Consider the following 24613-nt stretch of genomic DNA (forward strand, 5'->3'; position numbering starts at 1 on the left):
GGTCAGGTCACCCATATGAATGGGTCATGGATTAGTATCATGTTAATGGTCTTTGGAATCATCATGATTTTTGGGAATTTTTTATTTGGAGGATTATTACATAAAAATCTTATAAAGACCGTCCTTATATTTCCCCTGCTTTATGTGATGATTTACTTATTTATTTATTATTTGAGTTCTTCTGTCCTTCCCATGGTTGTAGTCGTACTCATTTGGGGGGCAGTGCATTCCGGAGGGCTTATTATTAGCCAAGCATGGTTGACGACAGAGACGAAAGAAGCTCCCGAATTTGGAAACAGCTTGTTTGTTTCATTTTCTAATCTTGGCATTACTATTGGGGCCTCAATTGGCGGTTGGTTTATCTCACACTTGGGAATACACCAGCTTATCTGGAGCGGAATAATGTTTACACTTCTGGCTTTTTTAACAATCATCATAAAAATGAGCATTTTGCATAAATCCCAAGAGCGATTTCAAATCAGCAATATATAGATCGAAACGGTTTAGTTCGTCTATATATTGTACTTTCGAGCGTTGGGAATCGAATGATGCAAAATGCTGAAGTAAAAATGTTCAAATCGAATGCAGAGGAAGTAAACGTGAGTTAAAATATGGATAGACATTAGAAGAGTACCCTACATGATGACCATAAAATAATGCATGGAGTGATGTTGATTGCATTTCGTATGGAGTAATATTTTAATTACCCTCTTAATCGTTGGCGGCATTTTGGCGTTGTTCGTGTGGGGAGTGCTTTCCTTTATAAAGCGTATTCGGAGATCGGAATGAGCTTTTCAATGATCATTATTTACTAATTACGTAAACGTGGGACCCGTAAAAAATAACTCTTTTCAGAGTCTATATTTTACGGGTCCCCGTTTTATTTAGAGCTTACGAATTTCAAATAAATCATTAGGAGTGATATCGAAATAAACACACAATTTAGTGATTAAGGTAGCTGATATTTTCTTTTTTTCCATATTGCTATTGTGCACCAGCTCCATAATTGTAGTTCTGCGATGTCCAATTTCCTCAGATAATTTCAGAACAGACATGTTATCGTGCTGTTTTAAAATCTCATCCAACTTGCAATGTAAAATGTAACTTTGTTGATCCATAGGGGCCTCCAGATGACTTAGAATAAAATATTGCACTATGAAAGTGCATATGATATATTGTGTTTATGTAAAGTTGCACCATGAAAGTGCAATTAGTTCGTAACATATTATCATTTTATCAAAGGGATGTACAACATACCCTTGGCTTTGCTATTGCCATTTTTCCAAAAATAGAATTGGGGGAGATACCATGATGCCAAATACTAAAGCCAACAAACAAGCCATTAAAACCATTGTTCGTATGGAACAGGTTTGGGAGCAAACAGAAGAAAACGAAGAAGCCGGGCTGCACTACTATCACATTACAGATGCCCTCAACCGCCAATGGCAGACCATTGGGGTGAATGTTACTGATGCAATTCAAGTGTTTGAGAATGGGAACGATGGAGTGTGGACACGAATAATTCAACCAGCCCCATTTTACCCTGACCTGACTACTCACGATTTAATTCATATGCTCAGTATTGGCCCGGAGGCTTGGCATATACGCAACGCTATCCAAATCATATTGAATAACGTGGAAAGACGCAATGCATTTGTGAATCGCATCGTGAATGTGAATGACGAAGATGTATTGAATCTATTATACAATATGAAAAATGAATTTCTTAAGCGCGATCAGCTTTCAAACCAGAAATTCATGGATTTATATGCTGTAAACCCTGTAGAGGCGTTATCGGTCTACTTTCTGGAGTCTGTGGATGTTCATACATATTGGGAGTGGAGCGAGGCAGGGGGTACATATAGTAAAGCCATTCAGTACAAGCAAATGCAGCCTGGAATGACTTTAGCTGAAGCTATTGAAAAGGCAGAAGATGAAGCCAGAGACTTGGTTTCAGGCTACTAATATCGTGTGCTATCATGTTTTTAACCATTCTATTGGCTTAGATGGGCGGTCGGCTAGTCTCCTGCCAAGGAGGTGATGCCTGTGGAGGTCAAAGAGGCGCTGACATTAATGATAATGTTTGGTACATTGCTGGTGACGCTGATCGGATTAGTCATCACAATTGTCGTTGCATTGAACCATAACCAAAAGAAGTAGATGAAAACGGATGGGGTATTGATTTATGTTGAGATTGAAATGATCTATTGGAGGTAAACCGATGAATATTCGGATGTATCATGACTTGGATTTGCAGTTGGAGGAGGCTATTTGGGAGCTTGGAGAGGAAGCCGCTGGTATACTCCCATTAGACAGTAAAATGGCTGAGGAAAAAGCACAAAAGGCTTGGGACCTGATACCTGAACCTAAGAATAAATGGGGAATTACAAGCTTGACCTTGCATCAATACGTTCAAATTCTCAACTATAACGGTCAAACTCAGCGATCCGCAGAGCTTTTAAATGAAGAGATTGTTGATTTGGAAATCACTGGTTATCGAATTGTGGATGCCAATCCTTATATTTTGATGGCTGAATCGCTCCTTCTTCAAGGCAAAACGTTAGAGGCGCATGATTATCTCAAGAAGGCGTACTCTATTGGAAGTGCGAGAGCATTTCGAGACCAGCCCAAGCTCTATTTGAAAATAGCAAAAAGTAAGGCTTTGGATGAAAAGGAAGTGCTATTTCAATTTTCAGCGTTGAATGTAAATGCCAGGCTTTTGAGTGAGATAAAAGGAGACAAATAAAGAAAAGATGAGCGGTGATTATCCATGAGAATTAGCATCAAGTTGAAATTCAGCTTGTTTCTGGCTGTACTGCTTATTCTTGCTCTAGGCGTGCTAAGCTATATTGTTCTTCAAGGGGTGGAAAAGAACCAGCTGACTCAAACCGAGGTTTATCTGGCCCAGCACGTCAAAACGGTTAATCTGCGGGTGAAGCAGACTTACTATACAGGAACACGGATGGAGCCGCAAATATTTATGAGGCAGCGGGGCCGGGGACTGGCTACGGAACTGGCCGGATTTACCGGACTGGGCGTCACGCTTTATGATGCGCAGGGACTCCAGGTAGGCACCTCTATTCAAGACCCTCCAGTGGTAGACCAGCAAAGTGAAGTGAATGCTGCCCTGGCCTATGCGTTGCACAATAAAATAGCATATGAGGCTGTGGGGGACACACTCCTGTATCTGGCGCCGCTCCAAGGGCCGGAGGAACAAATGGGGGTAGTTCAGTTGCAATATTCACTCAAAAGCTCGCAGAGTTTTCTGCGAACCCTCCAGAATTTGTTCCTGACTACAGGGATCGCGGTGCTTTTGCTAAGCTTCATCATCGGATATTTGTATTTTAACCGGGCAGCCGCAGCTATTGGACGGTTGAAAAAGGCGGCAGAGGATATCCGCCGCGCCGAATATATCCAGGCTCCTCCGGTTAGGCGAAAGGATGAGCTGGGCGAGTTGGCCGAGGGCATCTACTTTATGAGCAAGGAGATTGAGCAGAGTATTGCTGCCAAGGATGAAGAGCAACGGAAGCTGCAACTGGCTATCCACAAGCTCCAAGCGCTGGAGCAGCAGCAGAAGCAATATATCGGCAACATTAGCCATGAATTTAAGACACCGTTGACCTCCATTAAAGCTTACGTGGATCTGCTGAATATGTATGACGATGATCCCAAACTGCTGTTGGAAGCCAAGGCCAGCATCGCCAAGGAAACTCAGCGGCTATATGAAATGGTGGAGAAGGTGCTACAGGTGTCGGCGCTGGAAAAATATGATTTTGAGTCACGGGCCGAGCTGTTGGAGGTTGCAGAGGGGCTGCGGGATGTTTGTGCACGTATGAGCGGCAAGGCAGAGCGCTTCGGTATCACTATTTCCTGCGATGCGGAGCCAGCCCACATCTGGATTGATAAAGAGAGCTTTATGCATATTTTTATTAATTTGCTGGATAATGCGATCAAATACAATGTTCCTCAAGGAACTATTCATGTTCACAGCGAGCTTAGGGACAACCGGGTAAGGATCACGATCCGTGATTCCGGCATAGGCATTCCTGAGGAAGCCAGAGAGAGGATTTTCGAGCCCTTCTACACGGTCAACCGCGACCGATCCAGGCAATCGGGCGGCACGGGACTGGGACTGTCACTGGTGCGCAATCTGGTTGAGAAGCAGAATGGAAGCATTACGCTACTGGAGACAGAAGGTGAAGGTTCGGTCTTCGAGCTGTCTTTTCCAGCTACTTAATAGGTCTGTACTCTGCATCAAAGCTACTCAAAAAGTTTACAACTTGGAAACAAGCAGCCGTGGTTTGGAAATACTCCTTCGGTATGCTTAGAGCAGGCTAAGGTTACACAGGACTCAAGATTAGGCTTCCACAGCGAGTTTTGTACGAATCGAATTCAATCATGTCCTTGCTGTACAAATCTTTAGGGGGAATCATGCAATGAACACAAATATCCACAGCAAGCTGGGCAAGACAGGACTCATACTGCTCGCCACGGCGACTCTTATGTCCATGACTGCTTGTACTACTGGGAACACGGAGGCGCGACAAGTCGTAGAGAAGTCCGGCAAAAAGATTACCGTGATGGATAACACCACTGAATCCGTATACACCAAGTTGAAGCTGGAGGGCATTGCTAAGATCGAGGGTGTGCGCGGGATGGATTGGGTGAGTGAAGGCACGCTTGCGGTTGATAAAGAGAACAGGAAGCTTTCCCCCGTGATAACTGAGGGAGAAAAACGTTATCCACATAACCTCTATCAATATGATCTTGCTTCCAGTGGGGAGACGCCGCTGCTGGAGGAGGAGAAAAGCTACGGATTTGCAAAGCTGTCCCCTGACAGGAAGCATATGCTTTATCAGCAATTGTATGAATCCACAGGAATAGGCTACATCATGAATCTTGAAACTGGCGTTTCCGTGAAAATGTACGATGCAGAGTTTATGGCCGGGGAAGGCGCATGGGAGGATACAGGTCACGTTATTTTTCCCAATATGGAAGGGGACATTATCAGGGCTGATGTGAATGGAAAGAGTGAGGTCGCGGTCAAGACTGGACAGAGAAGTGTTTCTAGCGTAGCTCCGTCGGGAAATACGATCTACTATGTCGCCATGGGGGAATGGATCGCCTATGATATCGAAACCAAGCAATCCGAAATCCTTAAAAAAGACATCTGGACGGTCCTTCCTTCCCCGGATGGCAGCACGCTGGCGGTTGTTAAACACACCAAACCCGGGGAAAACGCATTGGTTCTCTGCGATACCAAAGGGAAAGAGCTGTCCACATTGGCTACGGGTATGCAACTGTTCGGTACAAGCTGGTCGCCGGATGGCAGCAAGCTGGCCTATGCGGTTTCTGAGGATGGAGATAAATACCGTTTTTTCATTACAGAAGCAGAAACAGGGGAGCAAACTCCGGTCTTGGGCGATAATAGCATAAGTGACCAGCTACGCTGGAGCCCTTCCGGTAAAAAGCTGCTGATTCCAACAGGGGTCATGAAGGACACTGGATATCAATCTACGGCTTATGTAATCAAGTTATCTTGAGCAAAAATCATTTATTTTAAGGAGGATGACGAACGCGATGAAAATAACAGAAGTGCTCTTAAATACACACAGATTTGAAGCCATGAAAGCTTTTTACGGCTCTCTCTTGGGTCTGGAGGTTCTGGAGGAAACCGCTTCACGGTTATCATTTGGAGCTGGCGAATCGGTTCTTGCTCTTCAGGAAAATTCCCTCATGGAGAATGAGTTTTATCACGTTGCGTTTGCGATTCCAACCAATAAGTTCATAGAGGCAAAACAATGGGTAATCGACCGGGGCATCTCATTGATTTCAAGAACCGGAGAGGATGAGTTTCTTTTCGAAAGCTGGAATGCAACAGCACTTTACTTCTATGATCCTGATCATAACCTCATCGAGTTCATTGCTCACCATTCGCTCGACAACGCAGTAGATGAAGCTTTCGGGCCAAAGCATCTACTTCGTATAAGTGAGATTGGCCTTCCAGTCGATAATGTTCCGGAATGTTGCAAAACAATCACAGAAATGTTCCAAATTGATTCATGGGGTGAGGCCGGGCAGCAATTCACTCCTCTAGGGGACGCGGAAGGATTATTGATTGTAATAGACAAGCAGCGGCCTTGGTTCCCGGACGATAGGATGCCGCGCGAGTACAACACCAAAGTCTTGATTAATAGTACATGTCCTGCCAGTCTTTCGCTTCAAAATGGCTTGTACGAATTGAGATCAATCTGATTAATTAGATAAAGAGGATTAGCAAAAAGGCATACTTTTTGAAACAAAAAAGAGTGGCCCTTATCCCGAAATAAATATGGCTCAGAGAACCATTTTTATTTCTTTGGCAAGTTCGGATAACTTTTGATTTCTAAGATGCTCATCCATTTTGGTCTCCGCTGAAACCATTACTTTTTGAATTAAGCATTCTGCTTCATGGTTCATACAACAGTCGAACAAAGAAGTTGTGCCTTCAATCGCATGAATAACATCTAGAAACGAAATATCCTCCCAGTTCCGCTTCAATCTATAACCGCCATTGGCACCCGAAGTAGATTCAATCATTCCCGCCTTGACCAGCTTGGTCAGTATTTTGGACAAGTAAGTAGGCGAAACCCCTTGTCGATCAGCCAACTGTTGTACACCAACAGGCTTATTATTAGGGGTTGATACTACCAGAAAAAGCATGGTGTGAAGGGCATAGTTCGTCGCTTTAGAATACTTCATGCTTGGTGATCACCTCAATTCAGGATTTAATCTATATATAATATCCTTTATGATGCGGCATCGTCAAATTTTGAATGCTCTTATTCAATATGTATCCACGGGTGTCCACACTCACCCGCAAATACTGCATAAAATATCCCGAATGAACAAAGAGGAGGTGCAGTCAGAACAATGATACACATGGAACCCATACAAGTGGGTGAGCATACATTTATCGGAGTTGAGGTCAAACTGCCTAAAACAACGCTGTTGACTATCTCCAACTCCCGTGGTTACATCATGTGCGGCGCACTGGATGTCGGATTGCTGAATGAACGGCTGGGAGATCGGAAAATTCTTGCCGCACGAGCTGTGGGTGTAAAAACGCTACGCGAATTGTTGGAAGCGCCCATGGAGTCGGTGACGACGGAAGCGGAGCAGCTTGGGATTAAGCCGGGTATGCCGGGGTATGAGGCACTTTTGAAGCTGGTCTAAGTGGAGCTTTTGCTGCACGAAGGTAGAAAAACGCGAAAAAACCGGGGCTGCTTCGCTCCGGTTTTTCAATAGAAAAGTTATATTTTATCGAGTAAAACAATTCAACCTTCATACGAGCTACATGGCCCAGACAAATTAATCCGCAAATAAAGCGGGCAGGCTGTCGCTAAAGGGAGCTTGGACGATCCCTTTTTCGGTAATGATGGCGGTAATGTATTCATGAGGCGTAATGTCGAAAGCCGGGTTATAGACCTTGATGCCCTGTGGGGCTGTCCTTTTGCCAAAGCTTTCGGTGACTTCCTCCGCAGGACGCTCCTCGATGGGAATGTCTGCGCCTGTGGCAGTATGCAAATCAATCGTAGATAGCGGCGAAGCTACATAAAAAGGGATGCCATGTGCCTTGGCCAGCACAGCTAAGCTGTAGGTGCCGATTTTGTTGGCGACATCACCATTAGCCGCCACTCTGTCCGTGCCGACGATGACGGCCTGAACCCAGCCTTTGGCCATGACCATACCCGCCATGTTGTCACACAGCAGGGTTACATCAATACCAACCTGCTGAAGCTCAAACGCGGTCAGGCGCGCGCCTTGAAGCACGGGACGTGTTTCGTCGGCAAACACTTTGAGGTGTATGCCGTTTTCATGTGCAAGGTACATAGGAGCGAGTGCCGTCCCGTATTTCGCTGTCGCCAGTCCGCCTGCATTGCAGTGAGTGAGCACGCCCATACCGTCTTGGAATAGAGGTAAAGCATGGACGCCGATCAGGCGGCATACTTCCTCATCCTCTGCCTGAATGGATATAGCTTCATGCTCCAATCCGGCATTCCAATCCTCGACCCGTCCTTCGGTCGCTTCGGCGGTTAGTTCTTTGGCCCGCTTCTTCATGCGGTCCAGCGCCCAAAACAGGTTCACTGCGGTCGGTCGTGATGTAGCCAAATGCCCGCAAACGCTGTGTACATGCTCCAGCCATCCAGCAGCATCGGTTCCGCCGTAAGCGGAAGCACCCAGCACGACGCCGTAGGCCGCAGCCATTCCGATGGCTGGCGCACCGCGTACCTTCATGGCATGGATGCCATCCCACACTTCCTCGGCTGTGAACAAATCCAGCATCACGATGGATTCGGGCAGCAGGCGCTGGTCCAGCATGGACAAGTGGTCACCTTTCCACACCAGCGACGAGAGAGCCTGACCAGGCACGATTGCTTCATTGGAAGCTTTAGTCGCAGATTCTTTATTTTCACTCATATCCATTAAGCTCCTTTAGTTTGGGCAGCCGTTGCTGTCTGAATAATGTCTCCCAATTCACGGATCGAATGCATCTCGCGATTGCGGAGAACCAAGGTTTTTCCTATAGATAACGCCAGTCTTTCCGCTGCTTCCTTGATCGCAGGATCGGCAATCGTGTCTATATCGGCCACATGCGACAAGCTGATGATCCGGCGGATGACCTTGCAGCCTGCAAAGCCAATCGTATCTTGCAACACTTTCTGGAGGTACAAGTCCTGATATCCCGGCGTGCGGGCCATGTGGTCAGTAACATGCTGGTCCCACAGTTTGCGGAACCCGCTCTCAAACTGCTCCCATACCTGAATGGCAGTCTCTAAAAGCCAGTCACGGCGTTCCTGTACAGCTGTCTCGCCAGAAGTCCATCCAGGTTGTGCTGCATAGTTCAACAGCAGATTGGCAATCACCGCTCCGATATCAAAGCCCATCGGTCCGTAGTAGGCAAACTCGGGATCAATGACTTTAGTGGACTCCGCTGTTACAAAAATACTGCCTGTATGAAGATCGCCGTGCAGAAGCGCTTCTGTCCGTGTCAGAAACTTCTCGCGCAGCAAAGCTACTTCCAGATGAATGGCCTGATCTGTACGAAGCGCCTCTGCTTCGTCTTCGATATAGGAACCGTAGTTGTTATTGTCTGAAAACCGATAAGGCTCGTCCAAAATAAGATCCTCGGTGATTTTACAAAGATCCGGGTTGATAAAGCGCTTGACCAGCTCTTTTTTGTCCTGCTGATTCATGCCCAGATCCGAGGTGAAAAAGAGCGTACGCGCCAGAAACTCTCCAATATGGTCAGCAAAATACGGATATGTGTTTCCTTCGATTAATCCTTTGCGCATGATTGTGTACGAGCTTAGATCCTCCATCACAGTCAAGGCGAGTTCATCGTCATAGCCGAGCACCGCAGGAACCAGCTCAGGGCAAATGTGGTGCTCCTTCTGAAGCGCCTCGCGTTCAATACGGGCACGATCCAGTGACAGCGGCCAGGATTCACCTACGATTTTCACATAGGGAAGCGCCTGTTTGGCAATGATACTCTTGTCAGATTCAGAATCCGTAATATGAAAAACCAGATTCAGGTTGCCATCACCGATTTCGCGGCATTCCAGACGAGCATCCTGACTAAAAAATCCGGGGATATTCTTCACAAATTCAGTTGCTTCTTCTGTCGTTAAAGCATGATATTGGGACAACGAAGTCACCTCCATAAATTGTGCATACATCAATGATGAGAAATACTACAAGATTAAACCAACCATTTCGCTTGGATAGAGCCAAGTATAACGAAAATCGTTTGAGTTTTGTACATTTTTTTTGTGGGGAGGCGGAATAGGGGGAAGGAATGTTAGATTTTGTTTCGTCTTCATATGAGAAGGGTAAATAATAAACAGACGTCCGGCAGGCGAAATACCGTGCCCGCTGGCGTCTTCCCGTCAGAAGGACGGTGGATGAATACGTAAACGTTCCTGAATGATCAATTTGATGAAAAAGGAAGGGATTTATTATGGCTAAAACAACAAGCAACTCGAAAAATACGCAAACGAAATCGGTGGAAGAATTGTTAAACCGCCAGGTCGCTAACCTGAATGTACTATATGTGAAGATTCATAACTATCACTGGTATGTGAAAGGCTCCAACTTTTTCACACTCCATGTTAAATTTGAAGAACTATATAATGAAATTACGCTAAAAATGGACGAGATCGCCGAACGTATGTTGGCGCTGAAAGGGTCTCCTTCCGCAACGTTAAAAGAATATCTGGAGCTGTCCTCAATTCATGAGGCAAGTGGCAATGAGGATGCGCCGAAAATGGTGCAAACGCTGATTGAGGACTTTGCCACTGTCTGCGAGGAATTTCAGGAAGGAATTGAATTGGCTGAAAGCGCATCTGATCAGCCAACCGCAGATTTGCTGATTGGTTATAAAGCGGATCTGGAGAAACATATGTGGATGCTTCGCTCTTATCTGGGTTAACCGGAAAAATGATGCTGGAGGCTTGATTCTGGAAGTTTAATTCCATTCCATATAGAAGGGTCTTTGTTCTGAAATAAGCGCTACACATGTAAAAACGCTACTGACATCACGCTGTCGGTAGCGTTTTTATGGCTGAAAAAGACAATTTACAGCATTTTAATGCTTTTTCATAGATCAGGATTGGATATACGGTTATGGTAAAGAATTACGCTATAATATAATAGGAAGCAGACAATCACGCTAAAGTTTCACCTTTCTTCTTCATTGTTCATAATGTTGGTTTTTGAACACACTTCATAATTTAGTCAGGTCCGTATGCTATTTTGCCATTTGTGAGCTGAGTTAGTATGAATATTTTATGAAGAAAGTCGTTTAACGTGTGTCTGTTGGTTGCGCCCTTAAAGATATTTATTATAAAATAACTTGAGAATCATTGAGAATCAGTTTAGAATGATTATAAATAAATTTTTAAATATTTCGTTTGCTTGAAATCAGGGGGCTCCCCTGTTTAAATATACTTTCTGATTTCGACACCACACTACAAATTTTGGAGGGTATTCCGAATATGGCTACAAACTTTAAGATTGAAGGTCTCAAAGCGACCATTGAAGGCAAGGAAATTCTGAAAGGCATCAACCTCGAAATGAAGGGCGGAGAAATCCATGCCATCATGGGTCCTAACGGAACGGGTAAAAGTACATTGGCTTCTGCTTTGATGGGGCATCCCAAATATGAAGTCACAGATGGCAAAGTAACTTTGGATGGAGAAGACGTACTCGACATGGAAGTGGATGAGCGCGCACGTGCAGGATTGTTCCTGGCAATGCAATATCCGAGTGAAATTGCAGGGGTAACCAACTCCGACTTTTTGCGTAGTGCAATTAACGCACGCCGTGAAGAAGGACAGGAAATTTCCTTGATTAAATTTATCCGCCAAATGGAAAGCAAAATGAAGGAACTTGAAATGAATCCTGAGTTTGCTCACCGTTACCTGAATGAAGGTTTCTCCGGTGGTGAGAAAAAACGGAATGAAATTTTGCAAATGATGATGATCGATCCGAAAATCGTCATTCTTGACGAAATCGACTCCGGTCTGGATATTGACGCTTTGAGAATCGTGGCTAGTGGTGTCAATGCTATGCGTTCCGAAGAGCGCGGTTTTCTCATCATTACTCACTACCAGCGTCTGTTGAATTACGTTAAGCCAGATTTCGTACATGTTATGATGCAAGGACGCATCGTTAAATCCGGTGGACCTGAGCTGGCTGAGCGTCTGGAAGCGGACGGTTACGACTGGATCAAGGAAGAACTGGGCATCGTTGATGAAACTGTAGGACAAGAGGCGTAAGCCGGAAGCGAGGAGGAAAACTAATGAGTACACAAACAATCCTTCCGGTAGATTCCGAGCAACTGCGTGTTCTGTCCGAACGTAACGGCGAGCCGTCATGGCTGACCGCAGACAGACAAAAAGCACTTGAGCTTGCAGGCAAACTGGAGCTTCCGGTATTTGAAAAAACCAAAATCGAACGTTGGAATCTCAACGATTACGGTCAAGATAAAAACAGCGAGGCAATTGCATCGGTGGGGCAGGTTCCCGCAGCGATTGCCGATCTGGTAAAAGATCAGCAGGAGGGCGGTCTGATTATCCAGCGCAACTCCGGCGCGGTATATGTGAAGCTGAGCGAGGAATTGGCAGCGCAAGGCGTTATTTTCACGGATCTGCAAACGGCGGTTAAGGAGCATGGTGATTTAGTTAAAGCTCATCTGAATACGGTCATTAAGACGGATGAAAATTCATTGTCCGCGCTGCACGCAGCGATCTGGAACGGTGGAGTATTCGCTTATGTGCCGAAGAATGTGGAGTTAAATGTTCCGCTTCAGGCTGTTTTCCTGACAGACGATGCGACAGCAACCTTTGCACCTCACGTACTGCTCATTGCAGAAAGCAATAGCTCCGTAACGTACGTAGACAACTATGTATCTGCGGATTTGGCTGCACCTGTCATTCATAATGGCGCAGTAGAAGTGGTAGCGAATGCAGGAGCCAAGGTGCGCTATGCAACGGTGCATCAGCTAGGAGAGCAAGTAACGGATATTTCCATCCGCCGTGCTACGTTGGGTAATGACGCAGCTATTGAATGGATTGTCGGAGAAATGAACTACGGCAATACAGCGAGCAATACGATGTCCGTGTTGAAAGGCAATGGTTCCAACTCGGATGCCAAGATTATTGCTGTAGGCTCCGGTTCGCAAAAGCTGAACTATACGACACAAGCACAGCATTTTGGCAAAAGTTCAGCCAGCCAGATGATTACACGCGCAGTTATGCGTGAAAATGCTTCTTCCATTATTAACGGTATTACGAAAATTGAAAAAGGTGCTACCAAAGCAGACGGCCAGCAAACAGAACGTGTTCTCATGCTTAGCCCGAAAGCGCGTGGTGACGCTAACCCGATCCTTCTGATTGATGAGGATGATGTGACCGCAGGTCACGCAGCTTCGGTCGGTCAGGTGAATCGTGAACAAGTGTATTACTTGATGTCCCGCGGAATTAGCCGTGCAGAAGCTGAACGCTTGATTATTTATGGCTTCCTGGCACCTGTCGTTTCTGAAATTCCGCTTGAAGGACTTCAACAGCAGCTGCAAAGCCTTGTTGAAAGGAAGTTAGGCCAATGAATACTGCATTGATCCGTGAACAGTTCCCGATTTTACATCAGGAGATTAACGGTCATCCGCTGGTTTATTTGGATAATGCGGCCACTTCGCAAAAGCCGCTGGCGGTCATCGAGGCGATCAAGCACTACTACGAATATGATAATTCGAACGTTCACCGTGGTGTGCATACCTTGGGGAGTCGCGCTACGGATGCTTATGAAGGTGCGCGGGAGAAGGTAGCCCGCTTTCTGAATGCAAAGCGCAGTCAGGAAATTATTTTTACAAGAGGAACAACAACGGCGCTGAATCTGGTCGCTTCTTCCTATGGTAGAGCCAACTGTCAGGAAGGTGATGAGATTGTCATCACACAGATGGAGCATCACAGTAATCTGATTCCGTGGCAACAGGTAGCCAAAGCCACAGGCGCAACCTTAAAATATATTCCGCTTCAAGAGGACGGTAGCGTTGATCTTGCTGACGTGGAGAATACTATCACTGAAAACACTAAAATTGTAGCGATTGCGCATGTCTCCAATGTGCTTGGTGTTGTGAACCCGGTCAAAGAGATTGCCGCTATTGCGCATCGCAAAGGTGCGATCATCGTCGTAGATGGTGCGCAAAGCACGCCACATATGAAAGTAGACGTACAAGACATAGATGCTGATTTCTATGCCTTTTCTGGTCACAAAATGTGTGGTCCTACAGGGATCGGGGCATTGTACGGCAAAAAGGCGCTGTTGGAAAACATGGAGCCGATTGAGTTCGGCGGGGAAATGATCGACGATGTGGGATTATATGAATCCACATGGAAGGAGCTGCCTTGGAAATTCGAAGGCGGAACTCCGATCATTGCCGGAGCTGTCGGTTTGGGAGCTGCCATTGATTTTCTGGAGAGCATCGGGCTGGACGCGATTGCACAGCATGAAAGCCGTCTGGCCAACTATGCTCTCAAACGTCTCCGTGAAGTGGATGGCTTGACGATTTACGGTCCTGCTGAACGTCATGTAGGGCTTGTAACATTCAATCTGGATGATGTACATCCGCATGATGTAGCGACCGTGCTGGATAGTAAAGGGGTGGCTGTACGTGCAGGCCATCACTGCTGCCAGCCATTGATGCGCTGGTTGAAAGCCAGTGCAACGGCGCGAGCCAGCTTTTACCTCTATAACACAGAAGAGGAAGTCGACGTTTTGATCAGCGCCTTAATCCAAACAAAGGAGTATTTTGGCGATGCAACTTGATGACTTGTACCGAAGTGTAATTATGGATCATTATAAAAATCCGCGGAATCGCGGACGTTTTGAGGATGACGTGGTCACGGTGGATTTGAACAATCCTACGTGTGGTGACCGGATTTCTCTTCAACTCAAGACGAAGGACGGCGTTGTCGAGGATGCCCGTTTTACAGGGGAAGGCTGTTCAATTAGTATGTCCTCGGCTTCGATGATGACAGAGGCGGTTAAGGGGAAAACGATTGATCAGGCGCTGGATATGGCGAATCGCTTCTCTTCTCTGATGAAGGGTGAAGCCGCCGAATTCGACGATTATGAAGAACTGGAAGCTTTGTCAGGTGTCAATAAGTTCCCGGCCCGTATCAAATGTGCGACTTTGGCCTGGAATGCGCTGCGCAAAGGAATTGATGAAGAGCAATAATTTAACTAGAATAGAGGAGGTTTGAGAAACATGGCCAAGCAAGCACCGGAAATGGAAGAGTATAAATATGGCTTTCGTGACGAGCACAAATCCATTTTCCAAACAGGTAAGGGTCTCACTCCGGAAATCGTAAAGGAAATCTCCAAAATTAAGGATGAGCCAGAATGGATGCTGGAATTCCGTCTGAAAGCACTAAAGCAGTTTGAAAAAATGCCTATGCCAAACTGGGGCGGAGATATGAGTGAGCTGGATTTCGACGATATCCAGTATTATGTAAGACCTTCCGAGAAACAAGGAAAAACGTGGGAAGAGGTTCCTACGGAAATTAAAGAAACCTTTGATAAACTGGGGATTCCTGAGGCGGAGCAAAAGTTTCTGGCTGGTGTATCCGCACAGTATGAATCCGAGGTTGTTTACCATAGCATGCAAAAGGAACTGGAAGATCAGGGCGTTATTTTCATGGACACCGATACGGCGCTGCGTGAGCATCCTGAAATTCTGAAAGAGTATTTTGCGACAGTTGTACCTCCTGCGGACAACAAGTTTGCAGCACTGAACAGTGCGGTATGGTCAGGTGGAAGCTTTATCTATGTACCGAAGGGTGTAAAATGTGAAGTTCCATTGCAGGCTTACTTCCGTATTAACTCGGAAAACATGGGACAATTCGAGCGTACACTCATTATTGCTGACGAAGACAGTTTCGTTCATTATGTAGAAGGCTGTACGGCTCCGATTTACAGCACGAACTCGCTGCATAGCGCCGTGGTGGAAATCATTTGTAAGAAAAACGCACGTGTTCGTTACACAACGATCCAAAACTGGGCACCAAACATCTTTAACCTGGTGACCAAACGTGCGGTTGCAGAAGAAAATGCAACGATGGAATGGGTCGATGGTAACATCGGTTCCAAGCTGACGATGAAATACCCGGCAGTTGTGCTGAAAGGCCGTGGAGCTAAAGGTATGGTCTTGTCCATTGCAGTTGCAGGCAAAGGCCAGCATCAGGATGCAGGGGCGAAAATGATCCACTTGGCACCAGATACGACATCGACGATTGTATCCAAGTCGATCAGTAAGCATGGCGGTAAAGTAACGTATCGCGGACTGGCTTCATTCGGTCGTCAGGCTCAAGGGGCAAAATCGAATATCAAGTGTGATACGTTGATTTTGGATAATCAATCGACCTCGGATACAATTCCATATAATGAAATCATGAACGACGACATTACGCTGGAGCACGAAGCAACGGTTTCCAAGGTATCGGAGGATCAGTTGTTCTATCTGATGAGCCGTGGCCTGACCGAAGCGGAAGCGACGCAAATGATCGTTATGGGCTTTATCGAGCCGTTCACCAAAGAACTGCCGATGGAGTACGCGGTCGAGATGAACCGTTTGATCAAGTTCGAGATGGAAGGCAGTATTGGTTAAAACGCCGTAACCCTTGGTGAGACAAGGTTTTTGAGATAATCTAAAGATCTTAAAGACGGATCGTGCCGATTTTGTGCCGACTCGTATTCCCTGTTAGTGTAGGAGGCGAACTTTTTAAGTTCGTCTTCTTCTATTTTTTCCGTAATGTCTAAATAGATGTCGGTAGTTTTCTGAATTGTCTTATGATCTAACCGTTGCAATACATACTTAATACTTAATCCACCTTGAACCCTCAGATCAACATATTCCTTTTGTTCGGCTACCGACATTCCGGTTTTGCGAAACCACGTCATTCTTTTAATCCATTCCAGATAAGGATGATCTATGATTCGGTTGTTTATAAGGGGAGGTAGAATTAAAAAATTTATTGTTAGGACTGCGGATAATTGCCTAGCACTTAACTATGTTTGCTTAATAGGATGTTGTAAGCCACAAAAACATAAGGAGGCAGGCAACGGATGCAGAAGAATAAACCTGCAGTAAAGAAGAAAACAATCTCTTCTAAACAGACACAGAGGCATGTACATGAATTTGAAGGTAGTACCAAACTGGCTGAAGAAGGCGCAGACCGACATAATCACCGCTTTGCAGGTGTTACTGGGCAAGCGATTCGAGTTGGAAGAAGTCATGTCCATGAAATTGACCTTACAAATACTGATTTTCTGAACCACTTTCATAATCTGAAAAAGATTAGAACAGGACCAGCTATTCCAGTCGGAAATGGCAAACACGTACATTTTGTTACGGGCCAAACTACATTAAATGATGGTCATGTACACCAGTTTAATTTCGCAACATTGATTCAGGCACCTCTTATTTAATGAACGAATGTAGAAGGTGAGGAAACTTTTCCTGCCTTCTTTATTTTTGCGGAATTACCTACGGATCAAGGACAGTCAAATCAGGATTCCAGATAAATTTCATCAATGGATACATGTCGCTCTCTGGACAAATCTATATACTCATTTTCATTAATTTTCACTAAAGGTCTGAAATAATCGGCAGGATTGTTCAAAATAATCGTTCCCGTCTGACCCGAAGTCAGAAGGACCTGCTTGTTAATAAAATTCGGAAGCATATGCCGGATGAAGACTTGAGTGGCTTCCGGGTTCAGATGTCCGAAGCTCATGCTGTGCAGCTCGCGCAGTACGGTGAGCAGCTCCTGTTTCGTCTGGTACACACGGTTGGAGATCATAGCGCTATATACGTCTGCAATTGCCGTAATACTGGCGAAAGGATGAATATCCTTCTTGAACAGTCCATGAGGGTATCCGCTTCCATCTTCTCTTTCGTGATGCTGCAGGGCGACGATTGCCGAAATCTCATCACTTGTTGAGTTGCGAATGATATCATAGCCGTAAAGGGAATGTTTTTTCATTTCCTTAAACTCTTCAGGCGTCAGCTTATCAGGTTTATTCAAAATCTCATCCGGTATCATGGACTTGCCTATATCGTGTAAATATCCGGCTTTACCGGCGGTATAGGCTTCTTCTTCTGTATATCCAAGCCATGTGGCAATGTAATACGACAGTACACCCACTTGGAGAGAATGATTGTACGTATAGTGATCTCCCCGTTCCATGATGAGCAGCAGAGATACGACATCTTTTTGATGAGCCAGCTCTGAAACGAGGGGGCTGAGCAGCTCATCGACTCGAAATTCATCAAATTTGCCGGTTGAGGCAGCTTTGAGAAACATGCTTTCAAAGCCATGAATAGTCTGCTCCATGAGGGGAACGGCACGTTTAAGGGATTCGGGGGAAGCGGGAACATCGGGGGCAAAGTCAACCGGAATGCTCGCTGAACCGGCATCAATGTCGATATAATCGACACCGTGCATGATGAGCTTGGAGATATCGTCGTGCTGAAGCTTGGTACCCCGAATCATGACGGGTACACCGTGTTCGTTGTATGTATCGGATCTGAGACGATCTCCTGGCTTGGCATCGGTAACGTGAACTCTCATGCGCTTAACCTCCTTATTGTCGTAAATTTGTCGAAAATACGAAGCAAACCTAATATATCAAGAATTATATGGGATGACAACGACTAATTAACTATTATTCCTAGCTGTAAAATAGGTCCCAGGAACCCGTCTCTTCTCAGAGGCATACGAAGACACTGTGACCTTGCTTCTCCCCGGGTCTCTATCCTGAGACAACAGAGTAGCTAAATCGTAGGTTGTAGCTCACCCCCGCCGACATGTACCATAATGCGAAATAACATGGTATCCTTAAACATTAGAAGCAACAGAGTCGATATATAAACTATAGAGGAGGGCGGTTATGGAGATGACGACTCAGCAAACGTTAACCATTTTGCATACCAATGATATACATAGTCATTTTGACAGTATGCCTTCGATAGCCGCGATGATTAATGAACGAAGAGCCGCATTAGGAGATGCGCTGCTTGTGCTGGATATGGGAGACCACATGGACCGGATGGCCCCCGAAACGGAAGGAACGCTGGGTGGGGCGAATGTGGATGTGATCAATTTGACGGGGTACGATGCGATTACGATTGGTAACAACGAGGGTCTGACTTTTACCCCGGATATTCTTGCACAGGCCTATGCGGGAATTCACTGCCCGGTTGTATGCGGCAATATGATAGAGAGTGCCACGGGGGTAAGAACTTCGTGGATGAAGGAATCTCTGATTTTGGACAAATCAGGGATCAAGGTAGGCTTGCTCGGAGTGACGGCTCCTTTCGGCGAGTTCTATCAATTGCTGGGATGGGATGCACTCGATCCGTTTGAGGTATTGGGCGAGCAAATTCAGTCCCTGAGAAAGCAGGTCGATGTTCTGGTTGTGATGTCGCATTTGGGTTTACCTTCGGATAAGAAACTGGCATCGCGGTTTTCGGAGATTGATGTGATTCTTGGAGGCCATACCCATCATGTGCTGGAGGAACCGCTGTGGATCGGGAGCACAGCTCTATGTGGGGCTGGCAAGTATGGAACGCTGCTGGGTGAAGTGGCACTAAGCCGCAACAGTAGTCATGAACCGTTTCGGGTTACGTCAGGCGGCGTAGTTCCTGTAGATCACACACTGCTGGACGAAAAGGTGGCATCTGCCATTGTACTGCATCGGAGACAGGCAGAGCGTGCCATGGAGAGTACGGTGGCGGTGACGGATCGGAAGCTGGAGATTGCATATGATCGGGAGTCTCCTTTCGGAAATTTGTTGGCACAATCGGTGTCACATTTTACGGGAACCGCTATTTCTCTTGTGAATGCGGGCCAACTGCTTGGCGCTTTACCTCAAGGTGATATCAGCAAAGGAATGCTGCATTCCTTATGCCCTTCGCCAATTAATGCCTGTGTCATGAAGCTGTGGGGAAGAGACATCCGGCTGGCGCTGGAGCAGTCCTTGCTACCAGAATTTGCGGACAAGAAAATAACGGGATTTGGCTTTAGAGGTAAAGTGCTTGGTACGATGTGTGTGGAAGGTCTGGAGATTCAATATGACCCGGCTCGCGCTCCTTATGATAAAGTGACGGATATACGTGTAGCGGGTCGTTCATTGGAAGAAGATGAGCAATATACGGTAGGCACGTTGGATATGTTCACTTTCAGAGCAGGTTATGAAGTGCTTGCGAACGGAACGGAACTCCGATTTATGCTTCCAGAATTTTTGCGGGATTTGATTGAAATGGAGTTGAAGCGTCCGGGCGCGATGGAAGAGTGTTTTGCAGCTAGGTGGCTTCAGGTATCACAACAATCGGGAGAGGATTAAGTTGCGACTGGTACCTGTTACATTATTAAGAGCCGGCATGAAGCTGGGCAAAAAAATATACAATGAAAATGGAATGGTGCTGCTCTCGGAAGGTGTTGAGCTTACTTCGCGATTGATTGAACGTCTAGGCCAAGTCGGAATTGGATATGTATACATTGAGGATGCGGTGACAGAAGATATCGTAATTCCCGAAATGATCCATGAACAGACGAGGCAGATGGCGCTACAGGAGATCAAGAAGCAGTTTCAGGGCCTGTCATCCTACTCCGTAGATCATAAGCACCAATACTTTGGCAAGTCATTTTATAAGGTGATGGAGTCCATTCTGGACGATATCGGAGGCCGTCAGGACGCCATCATTATGCTGATGGATATCGGGGCGGCAGATCAGGATCTGTATCATCATTCATTGAACGTATGTCTGTATTCACTTGTACTGGGAATATCCAATGGCTACAATAACAACCAGCTCATGGAGCTGGGCATAGGTTCACTACTGCACGATATTGGTAAAATGAAAATTTCACCTCAAGTGCTCTATAAGCCGGGCAAATTGACGGACGAGGAATACGAGCACATGAAAACGCACACGGTGAACGGCTACAAGCTGCTTAAAGACGAACCGGGGATTCCCCTGCTGTCGGCTCACTGTGCATTACAGCATCATGAACGTATCGACGGCAGCGGATATCCGAACGGCTGGAAGAAGGACCAAATCCACGAATACGCCAAATGGATCGGTCTGGCAGACTCATACGATGCGATGACAGCAAGCCGAATATACAAGCAGCCATTGTTGCCCTATGAAGCAATGGAGGTGCTGTATGCCGGTGCGGGCACGTTGTATGAGCAACGGATGCTGGAGGCATTCCGCGATTGTGTAGCTATATACCCGCTGGGGCTCTCCGTGATGCTCAATACGGGGGAAGAAGGGGTTGTGGTGCGCATACACTCCAAAATCCCGCAAAGGCCCGTTATTCGCATTGTGAGGGATCGGGACGGACAGGAACTGAAAGCGCCCTACGATGTGGATCTGTCCGTATCTCTTTCGGTGATGATTACCAACACACTGGGTGCTACAGCTTCCCCTTTTGGAGCAATGCACGTGGATTAGCAGATGAAGTGGAAGAAAATATGCAGCTACTTTACACATCATGATATGATATTCATACGTCTTTTGAGGTTAATAACAGAAATAAGGTGAAAAATAATGACAGTTCTACAAAACAACATACTTCCACAAATATCGCCAGCGTATGATCCGTGGGACCCGATTGTCTCGCTGCGTACACATGGCCGTCATTTGCTGACAAGTGTGGAAATGACCGTGACGCATCTGTGCAATATGCGCTGTGAGCACTGCGCTGTGGGCGACATGCTTGTTATGAAGGAGGCTCCCTTCCTTCCGTTAGATTTGATGCTGAAACGACTGGATGAAGTCGAGCATCTGGAGACGATCAGTATGACAGGCGGAGAACCCGCTTTGCTCGATAAAACGGTGGACGAAGTGATCGTTCCGCTGCTGAAATATGCCAAAGAGCGTGGCATTCGCTCGCAAATCAACTCCAACCTGACATTGGATATTCGTAAATATGAGAAGATGCTTCCTTATCTGGATGTTATGCATATATCGTTTAATTATTTGAATGCCGACGATTTTTACGAAGTGGGTTTTGCAAATACCGGACGTCCGACTCCACGCGTGGGGGCTGTTCGCCTTTATGAGAAAATGGTGGAAAACGCCCGCAGGTTGAGCGAAATGGGGATGTTCATTTCTGCCGAATCCATGATTAATTACCGCACACACACGAAGCTGGATGGTATTCATCAGTTGATTAATGAAATGGGCTGCCGACGGCATGAGGTTCATCCGATGTATGCATCGAATTTTGCCTCTACCTTGCCTGTCCTTTCTCTCGACGATATGCGCAACTCCATTCATAAGCTGCTGGATGTGCGTAATCAGGATATGTGGATGCTGTTTGGCACGTTGCCGTTCTTTGCCTGTTCGGACCGGGAGGAAGACCGCAAGCTGCTTCGCCGACTGCGCCAAGAACCGAATATTACGGTGCGTAATGATCCGGACGGAAGAAACCGCGTAAATGTGAATATGTTCACGGGCAGCGTATATGTGACGGATTTCGCAGACATTCCGGCTTTTGGAAATATTCAGGAGCGCGGTCTGGACGATATTTTCGGTGAATGGCTGAATGAGCATCCGTTGAATCAGACCGTGAACTGTCATTGTGATGCCGCTGCCTGCTGCGGACCGAATCTGCTCGTAGCGGATATGTATTACAAGGGAGTAGATTTTAAATCCAGAAAAGCATTACAACTATGAGCATTTTGCATAAATCCAATTAGTGACTTTCAATCATACCATGGAGCGTTGCAAGTCAAATTATGCAAAATGATAACTATAGAAATGGGGAGTTCGTATTGGAAGGTCATACCGAGTTTCATTGGGGATTGCTAACGGTGAATCTTCTTTTGGTACTGCTGCTCGTCTTTCTGAACGGTGTATTTGTGGCAGCGGAATTTTCGCTGGTCAAAATGCGCCAATCCCGATTGACGCAGCTCCAAAGTGAGGGGCATCGCATGGCAGGCTATGCGCTAAAGGTGAACCAGAAGCTGGATGCTTATCTGTCCGCCACCCAACTAGGCATTACGCTGGCTTCGTTGGGCTTGGGCTGGATTGGTGAACCAGCAATATCCGGCTACCTGATCGAGCCACTCATGCACAAACTCGGTGTAACTGACGGTACACTGATTACAACGGTATCCGTTGTTGTCGGATTTTGCGTGATTACCTTTTTGCATATTGTATTGGGTGAGCTGGCTCCAAAGTCTTTGGCGATCCAGAAAACCGAAGGTGTGGCATTGTTTTTATCCGCTCCTTTGCTGCTTTTTTACAAGATATTTCTGCCCGTCATCTGGGTGTTGAATGCCGCGGCGAATTTGTTATTGCGGGCGTTCGGCATCCAGCCTGCGAGTGAAGCAGAAGCGGCGCATTCGGAGGAAGAGATTCGTATCTTGATGAATCAGAGTGCCAAAAGCGGTGTTATTGATAAGGACGAAATCAAGCTGATGGACAATATTTTTGATTTTTCCGATTTGCTGGCCCGTGAAATTATGCTTCCTCGTACAGATATGGACTGCTTGTATACCAATTTATCGTTTAAGGAAAATCTGAAAATCATCAGTGATACCAAGCATTCTCGCTACCCGGTAGCGGTTGAGGATAAGGACCAGATTATCGGCTTTGTTCATATTACCGATCTTCTATTGGCTGAGCAGGGCGAGCAATTGGATCTGGCCTCGGTAGTGCGTCCTATTTTGAATGTGCCAGAATCCATGGAAGTAAGTCACGTGCTGCGTCTTATGCAGAAAAAGCATTCTCAGATGACTCTCGTGGTCGATGAGTACGGCGGAACGGCCGGGCTGCTGACAGCGGAGGAAATATTGGAGGAAATCGTCGGGGATCTCTACGATGAATTTGAGGATGAACGTCCGAGCGTGGAGATTAAGGATAATCTCATTTCGGTGGACGGCCGTATGCTCATTGAGGATGTCAATGATCTGACCGGGGTGAACATTGAAGACGACGAAGTGGATTCCATCGGGGGCTGGCTGTTTAAAGAACTGGAAGGCAGCCCGGTGAAAGGGAAAAAGATTGAGTTTTATAACCTGACCTTTGAGGTGGAGGAAGCGACAAGGCTTCGTATTATGAGAGTGAAGATTCACCGCAAGACTGACCCTGTGATCGAAGATGAACTTTCCACCGATGAGTCCTGATCCGTAGATATGGTTTGGGTCGGTTTCGGTATGAAAGCTATTATAGAGTGTAAAAGCAAGAGCCTTTAAGCACCACGTTATCGTGGTTTTGAAGGTTCTTTTTTTATCTGTAATTTTTTGTTCGAGACTTGGGCGATGCCGCATATGTTGAATAGTAAAGCAGATGGATCAATCAAAGGAGGTCCCGGCCCGTGAAATTTCCACAGCAAGGTGAGTTTGCCCCGTTTGTCGGTCCGTTCGATCCGTGTCCGCCCGTTTTGTGCAAAACCTTTGTACTTCCACCGAACCTGTTTGTACAATTTCAGCCCCCAGGTCTGCCTCAATTCAGTCCAGAAGAGGCGCTGAGGAAGGGAACGCTATGGCCTTTGTTTTACAGCCCTTATGAGTCTTGTAGAAACCAGGGGGGAGGCGAGTAAAATGGAGTATCCAAACCAGGGTCAGGCCCAAAATCAGTCTCAGAATCGAAATCAGGTTGAGAACCAGCAGCAGAACCAGAATCAGAATCAAAGCCCCTATTCAAATCCCTATCAACAGCAAAACCATACTGAGGGCTACAATCAGTACGACAGAAACCTATACCAAGGCTATGCGCCCCAGACCAAGCCGGGTGATGCACAGTTTTATGCGCTGCTGGAGAAGCTCCAGGCGGTGGATTTTGTATTGGTGGAACTGAATTTGTACCTCAATACGCACCCGGATGATTTACAGGCTATCGAACAGTTCAATAAGCTGACACAGGAAAGGACCGGGATTGCTAATGAGTATCAGCTCCTATACGGACCTCTGCAAAATTTTGGCCGTTCCTATTCCAAGTATCCTTGGGAATGGAGCCAATCCCCTTGGCCGTGGCAGGTATAGGTAGGTACAACCT

General features: G+C 46.2%; 26 protein-coding genes. 21 read left to right on the top strand and 5 right to left on the bottom strand.

The annotated features are described in order from the left end of the window. The coding region (locus tag QD47_RS24380) for an MFS transporter (RefSeq protein ID WP_044648547.1) at positions 1 to 492 on the top strand (492 nt) is incomplete at its 5' end. Positions 493 to 884: 392 nt separating this feature from the next. Here the strand turns inward: QD47_RS24380 and QD47_RS24385 are convergent. Beyond that, a complete protein-coding gene (locus QD47_RS24385) occupies positions 885 to 1118 on the bottom strand; it encodes a helix-turn-helix domain-containing protein (protein ID WP_025684849.1) in 234 nt (77 codons plus the stop codon). Positions 1119 to 1308: 190 nt separating this feature from the next. On the opposite strand from QD47_RS24385, the gene QD47_RS31140 reads away from it, so the two are divergent. The 6 genes from QD47_RS31140 (at position 1309) to QD47_RS24410 (ending at position 6255) form a co-directional block, all read left to right on the top strand. Then, entirely contained in the window at positions 1309 to 1965 is a 657-nt protein-coding gene (locus QD47_RS31140) for a hypothetical protein (RefSeq protein ID WP_082067286.1), read from the top strand. Positions 1966 to 2046: 81 nt separating this feature from the next. Beyond that, positions 2047 to 2160 carry a putative holin-like toxin gene (locus QD47_RS33435; protein WP_235332350.1) on the top strand — a complete coding sequence of 38 codons (114 nt, stop codon included), beginning with the start codon at positions 2047 to 2049 and terminating at the stop codon, positions 2158 to 2160. Positions 2161 to 2221: 61 nt separating this feature from the next. After that, positions 2222 to 2746, top strand: coding sequence for a hypothetical protein (locus QD47_RS24395; protein ID WP_044648548.1), 525 nt, complete (start codon positions 2222 to 2224; stop codon positions 2744 to 2746). A gap of 24 nt (positions 2747 to 2770) precedes the next feature. Next, a complete protein-coding gene (locus QD47_RS24400) occupies positions 2771 to 4237 on the top strand; it encodes a sensor histidine kinase (protein ID WP_044648549.1) in 1467 nt (488 codons plus the stop codon). A gap of 199 nt (positions 4238 to 4436) precedes the next feature. After that, positions 4437 to 5543 carry a TolB family protein gene (locus tag QD47_RS24405; protein WP_044648550.1) on the top strand — a complete coding sequence of 369 codons (1107 nt, stop codon included), beginning with the start codon at positions 4437 to 4439 and terminating at the stop codon, positions 5541 to 5543. A 37-nt stretch (positions 5544 to 5580) separates the two neighbouring features. Next, positions 5581 to 6255: a VOC family protein gene (locus QD47_RS24410; RefSeq protein ID WP_044648551.1), complete on the top strand. Its 675-nt coding sequence runs from the start codon at positions 5581 to 5583 to the stop codon at positions 6253 to 6255. Between the two features lie 81 nt (positions 6256 to 6336). Here the strand turns inward: QD47_RS24410 and QD47_RS24415 are convergent, their stop codons facing one another. After that, a complete protein-coding gene (locus tag QD47_RS24415) occupies positions 6337 to 6741 on the bottom strand; it encodes an Rrf2 family transcriptional regulator (protein WP_044648552.1) in 405 nt (134 codons plus the stop codon). A gap of 171 nt (positions 6742 to 6912) precedes the next feature. Here QD47_RS24415 and QD47_RS24420 point away from each other — a divergent pair, with 171 nt between their 5' ends. After that, positions 6913 to 7215 (top strand): YunC family protein, encoded by a 303-nt coding sequence (locus QD47_RS24420; protein ID WP_044648553.1) that lies wholly within the window; start codon positions 6913 to 6915, stop codon positions 7213 to 7215. A gap of 135 nt (positions 7216 to 7350) precedes the next feature. On the opposite strand, the gene mtnA is transcribed toward QD47_RS24420, so the two are convergent. Beyond that, on the bottom strand, positions 7351 to 8460 hold the full coding sequence (mtnA, locus tag QD47_RS24425) for an S-methyl-5-thioribose-1-phosphate isomerase (protein WP_044648554.1): 1110 nt from the start codon (positions 8458 to 8460) through the stop codon (positions 7351 to 7353). Positions 8461 to 8465: 5 nt separating this feature from the next. After that, positions 8466 to 9689 carry an S-methyl-5-thioribose kinase gene (gene mtnK / locus QD47_RS24430; RefSeq protein WP_044648555.1) on the bottom strand — a complete coding sequence of 408 codons (1224 nt, stop codon included), beginning with the start codon at positions 9687 to 9689 and terminating at the stop codon, positions 8466 to 8468. 311 nt (positions 9690 to 10000) lie between these two features. On the opposite strand from mtnK, the gene QD47_RS24435 reads away from it, so the two are divergent. From QD47_RS24435 to QD47_RS24470, 7 genes are all read left to right on the top strand, one after another. Then, positions 10001 to 10471 (top strand): Dps family protein, encoded by a 471-nt coding sequence (locus QD47_RS24435; RefSeq protein ID WP_044648556.1) that lies wholly within the window; start codon positions 10001 to 10003, stop codon positions 10469 to 10471. Between the two features lie 565 nt (positions 10472 to 11036). After that, entirely contained in the window at positions 11037 to 11819 is a 783-nt protein-coding gene (gene sufC / locus QD47_RS24440) for a Fe-S cluster assembly ATPase SufC (protein ID WP_025685365.1), read from the top strand. 23 nt (positions 11820 to 11842) lie between these two features. After that, positions 11843 to 13147 carry a Fe-S cluster assembly protein SufD gene (sufD, locus tag QD47_RS24445; protein ID WP_044648557.1) on the top strand — a complete coding sequence of 435 codons (1305 nt, stop codon included), beginning with the start codon at positions 11843 to 11845 and terminating at the stop codon, positions 13145 to 13147. Then, entirely contained in the window at positions 13144 to 14367 is a 1224-nt protein-coding gene (locus QD47_RS24450) for a cysteine desulfurase (RefSeq protein ID WP_044648558.1), read from the top strand. Before sufD ends, QD47_RS24450 begins: the two co-directional genes overlap by 4 nt. After that, entirely contained in the window at positions 14357 to 14779 is a 423-nt protein-coding gene (gene sufU / locus QD47_RS24455) for a Fe-S cluster assembly sulfur transfer protein SufU (RefSeq protein WP_044648559.1), read from the top strand. The genes QD47_RS24450 and sufU overlap by 11 nt, the downstream gene beginning before the upstream one ends. A 30-nt stretch (positions 14780 to 14809) precedes the next feature. After that, a complete protein-coding gene (gene sufB, locus QD47_RS24460; RefSeq protein WP_044648560.1) occupies positions 14810 to 16207 on the top strand; it encodes a Fe-S cluster assembly protein SufB in 1398 nt (465 codons plus the stop codon). Positions 16208 to 16665: 458 nt separating this feature from the next. Next, positions 16666 to 17028 carry a YmaF family protein gene (locus tag QD47_RS24470; protein WP_044648561.1) on the top strand — a complete coding sequence of 121 codons (363 nt, stop codon included), beginning with the start codon at positions 16666 to 16668 and terminating at the stop codon, positions 17026 to 17028. An 80-nt stretch (positions 17029 to 17108) separates the two neighbouring features. On the opposite strand, the gene QD47_RS24475 is transcribed toward QD47_RS24470, so the two are convergent. Beyond that, a complete protein-coding gene (locus QD47_RS24475; protein ID WP_044648562.1) occupies positions 17109 to 18173 on the bottom strand; it encodes an HD-GYP domain-containing protein in 1065 nt (354 codons plus the stop codon). A 319-nt stretch (positions 18174 to 18492) separates the two neighbouring features. On the opposite strand from QD47_RS24475, the gene QD47_RS24480 reads away from it, so the two are divergent. The 6 genes from QD47_RS24480 to QD47_RS33960 all read left to right on the top strand — a co-directional run bounded on the left by QD47_RS24480 (position 18493) and on the right by QD47_RS33960 (position 24600). After that, positions 18493 to 19947, top strand: a complete 1455-nt coding sequence (locus tag QD47_RS24480; RefSeq protein ID WP_044648563.1) for a bifunctional metallophosphatase/5'-nucleotidase — start codon at positions 18493 to 18495, stop codon at positions 19945 to 19947. After that, positions 19901 to 21061 carry an HD-GYP domain-containing protein gene (locus tag QD47_RS24485; protein WP_082067287.1) on the top strand — a complete coding sequence of 387 codons (1161 nt, stop codon included), beginning with the start codon at positions 19901 to 19903 and terminating at the stop codon, positions 21059 to 21061. Before QD47_RS24480 ends, QD47_RS24485 begins: the two co-directional genes overlap by 47 nt. Positions 21062 to 21157: 96 nt before the next feature. Beyond that, positions 21158 to 22288: a radical SAM/CxCxxxxC motif protein YfkAB gene (yfkAB, locus tag QD47_RS24490; protein ID WP_044648565.1), complete on the top strand. Its 1131-nt coding sequence runs from the start codon at positions 21158 to 21160 to the stop codon at positions 22286 to 22288. Positions 22289 to 22386: 98 nt separating this feature from the next. After that, entirely contained in the window at positions 22387 to 23742 is a 1356-nt protein-coding gene (locus tag QD47_RS24495) for a hemolysin family protein (RefSeq protein WP_044648575.1), read from the top strand. A 191-nt stretch (positions 23743 to 23933) separates the two neighbouring features. Next, positions 23934 to 24158 carry a spore coat associated protein CotJA gene (locus tag QD47_RS24500; RefSeq protein WP_044648566.1) on the top strand — a complete coding sequence of 75 codons (225 nt, stop codon included), beginning with the start codon at positions 23934 to 23936 and terminating at the stop codon, positions 24156 to 24158. Between the two features lies 1 nt (position 24159). Continuing rightward, positions 24160 to 24600, top strand: coding sequence for a spore coat protein CotJB (locus QD47_RS33960; protein ID WP_082067288.1), 441 nt, complete (start codon positions 24160 to 24162; stop codon positions 24598 to 24600). Positions 24601 to 24613 lie beyond the last annotated feature (13 nt).

The organism is Paenibacillus terrae (genome assembly GCF_000943545.1).
Classification (GTDB): domain Bacteria; phylum Bacillota; class Bacilli; order Paenibacillales; family Paenibacillaceae; genus Paenibacillus; species Paenibacillus terrae_A.

What these genes read in the sequence shown, in the direction of transcription:
- sufU (WP_044648559.1), top strand. Translation starts at nt 14,357, where the DNA reads ATGCAACTTGATGACTTGTACCGAAGTGTAATTATGGATCATTATAAA.
- QD47_RS24415 (WP_044648552.1), bottom strand. Translation starts at nt 6,741, where the DNA reads ATGAAGTATTCTAAAGCGACGAACTATGCCCTTCACACCATGCTTTTT.
- QD47_RS24470 (WP_044648561.1), top strand. Translation starts at nt 16,666, where the DNA reads ATGCAGAAGAATAAACCTGCAGTAAAGAAGAAAACAATCTCTTCTAAA.
- QD47_RS31140 (WP_082067286.1), top strand. Translation starts at nt 1,309, where the DNA reads ATGATGCCAAATACTAAAGCCAACAAACAAGCCATTAAAACCATTGTT.
- QD47_RS33960 (WP_082067288.1), top strand. Translation starts at nt 24,160, where the DNA reads ATGGAGTATCCAAACCAGGGTCAGGCCCAAAATCAGTCTCAGAATCGA.
- QD47_RS24400 (WP_044648549.1), top strand. Translation starts at nt 2,771, where the DNA reads ATGAGAATTAGCATCAAGTTGAAATTCAGCTTGTTTCTGGCTGTACTG.
- QD47_RS24395 (WP_044648548.1), top strand. Translation starts at nt 2,222, where the DNA reads ATGAATATTCGGATGTATCATGACTTGGATTTGCAGTTGGAGGAGGCT.
- sufD (WP_044648557.1), top strand. Translation starts at nt 11,843, where the DNA reads ATGAGTACACAAACAATCCTTCCGGTAGATTCCGAGCAACTGCGTGTT.
- QD47_RS24435 (WP_044648556.1), top strand. Translation starts at nt 10,001, where the DNA reads ATGGCTAAAACAACAAGCAACTCGAAAAATACGCAAACGAAATCGGTG.
- QD47_RS24405 (WP_044648550.1), top strand. Translation starts at nt 4,437, where the DNA reads ATGAACACAAATATCCACAGCAAGCTGGGCAAGACAGGACTCATACTG.
- QD47_RS24385 (WP_025684849.1), bottom strand. Translation starts at nt 1,118, where the DNA reads ATGGATCAACAAAGTTACATTTTACATTGCAAGTTGGATGAGATTTTA.
- QD47_RS24450 (WP_044648558.1), top strand. Translation starts at nt 13,144, where the DNA reads ATGAATACTGCATTGATCCGTGAACAGTTCCCGATTTTACATCAGGAG.
- yfkAB (WP_044648565.1), top strand. Translation starts at nt 21,158, where the DNA reads ATGACAGTTCTACAAAACAACATACTTCCACAAATATCGCCAGCGTAT.
- QD47_RS24480 (WP_044648563.1), top strand. Translation starts at nt 18,493, where the DNA reads ATGGAGATGACGACTCAGCAAACGTTAACCATTTTGCATACCAATGAT.
- QD47_RS24475 (WP_044648562.1), bottom strand. Translation starts at nt 18,173, where the DNA reads ATGAGAGTTCACGTTACCGATGCCAAGCCAGGAGATCGTCTCAGATCC.
- QD47_RS24410 (WP_044648551.1), top strand. Translation starts at nt 5,581, where the DNA reads ATGAAAATAACAGAAGTGCTCTTAAATACACACAGATTTGAAGCCATG.
- sufB (WP_044648560.1), top strand. Translation starts at nt 14,810, where the DNA reads ATGGCCAAGCAAGCACCGGAAATGGAAGAGTATAAATATGGCTTTCGT.
- QD47_RS24420 (WP_044648553.1), top strand. Translation starts at nt 6,913, where the DNA reads ATGATACACATGGAACCCATACAAGTGGGTGAGCATACATTTATCGGA.
- mtnA (WP_044648554.1), bottom strand. Translation starts at nt 8,460, where the DNA reads ATGAGTGAAAATAAAGAATCTGCGACTAAAGCTTCCAATGAAGCAATC.
- sufC (WP_025685365.1), top strand. Translation starts at nt 11,037, where the DNA reads ATGGCTACAAACTTTAAGATTGAAGGTCTCAAAGCGACCATTGAAGGC.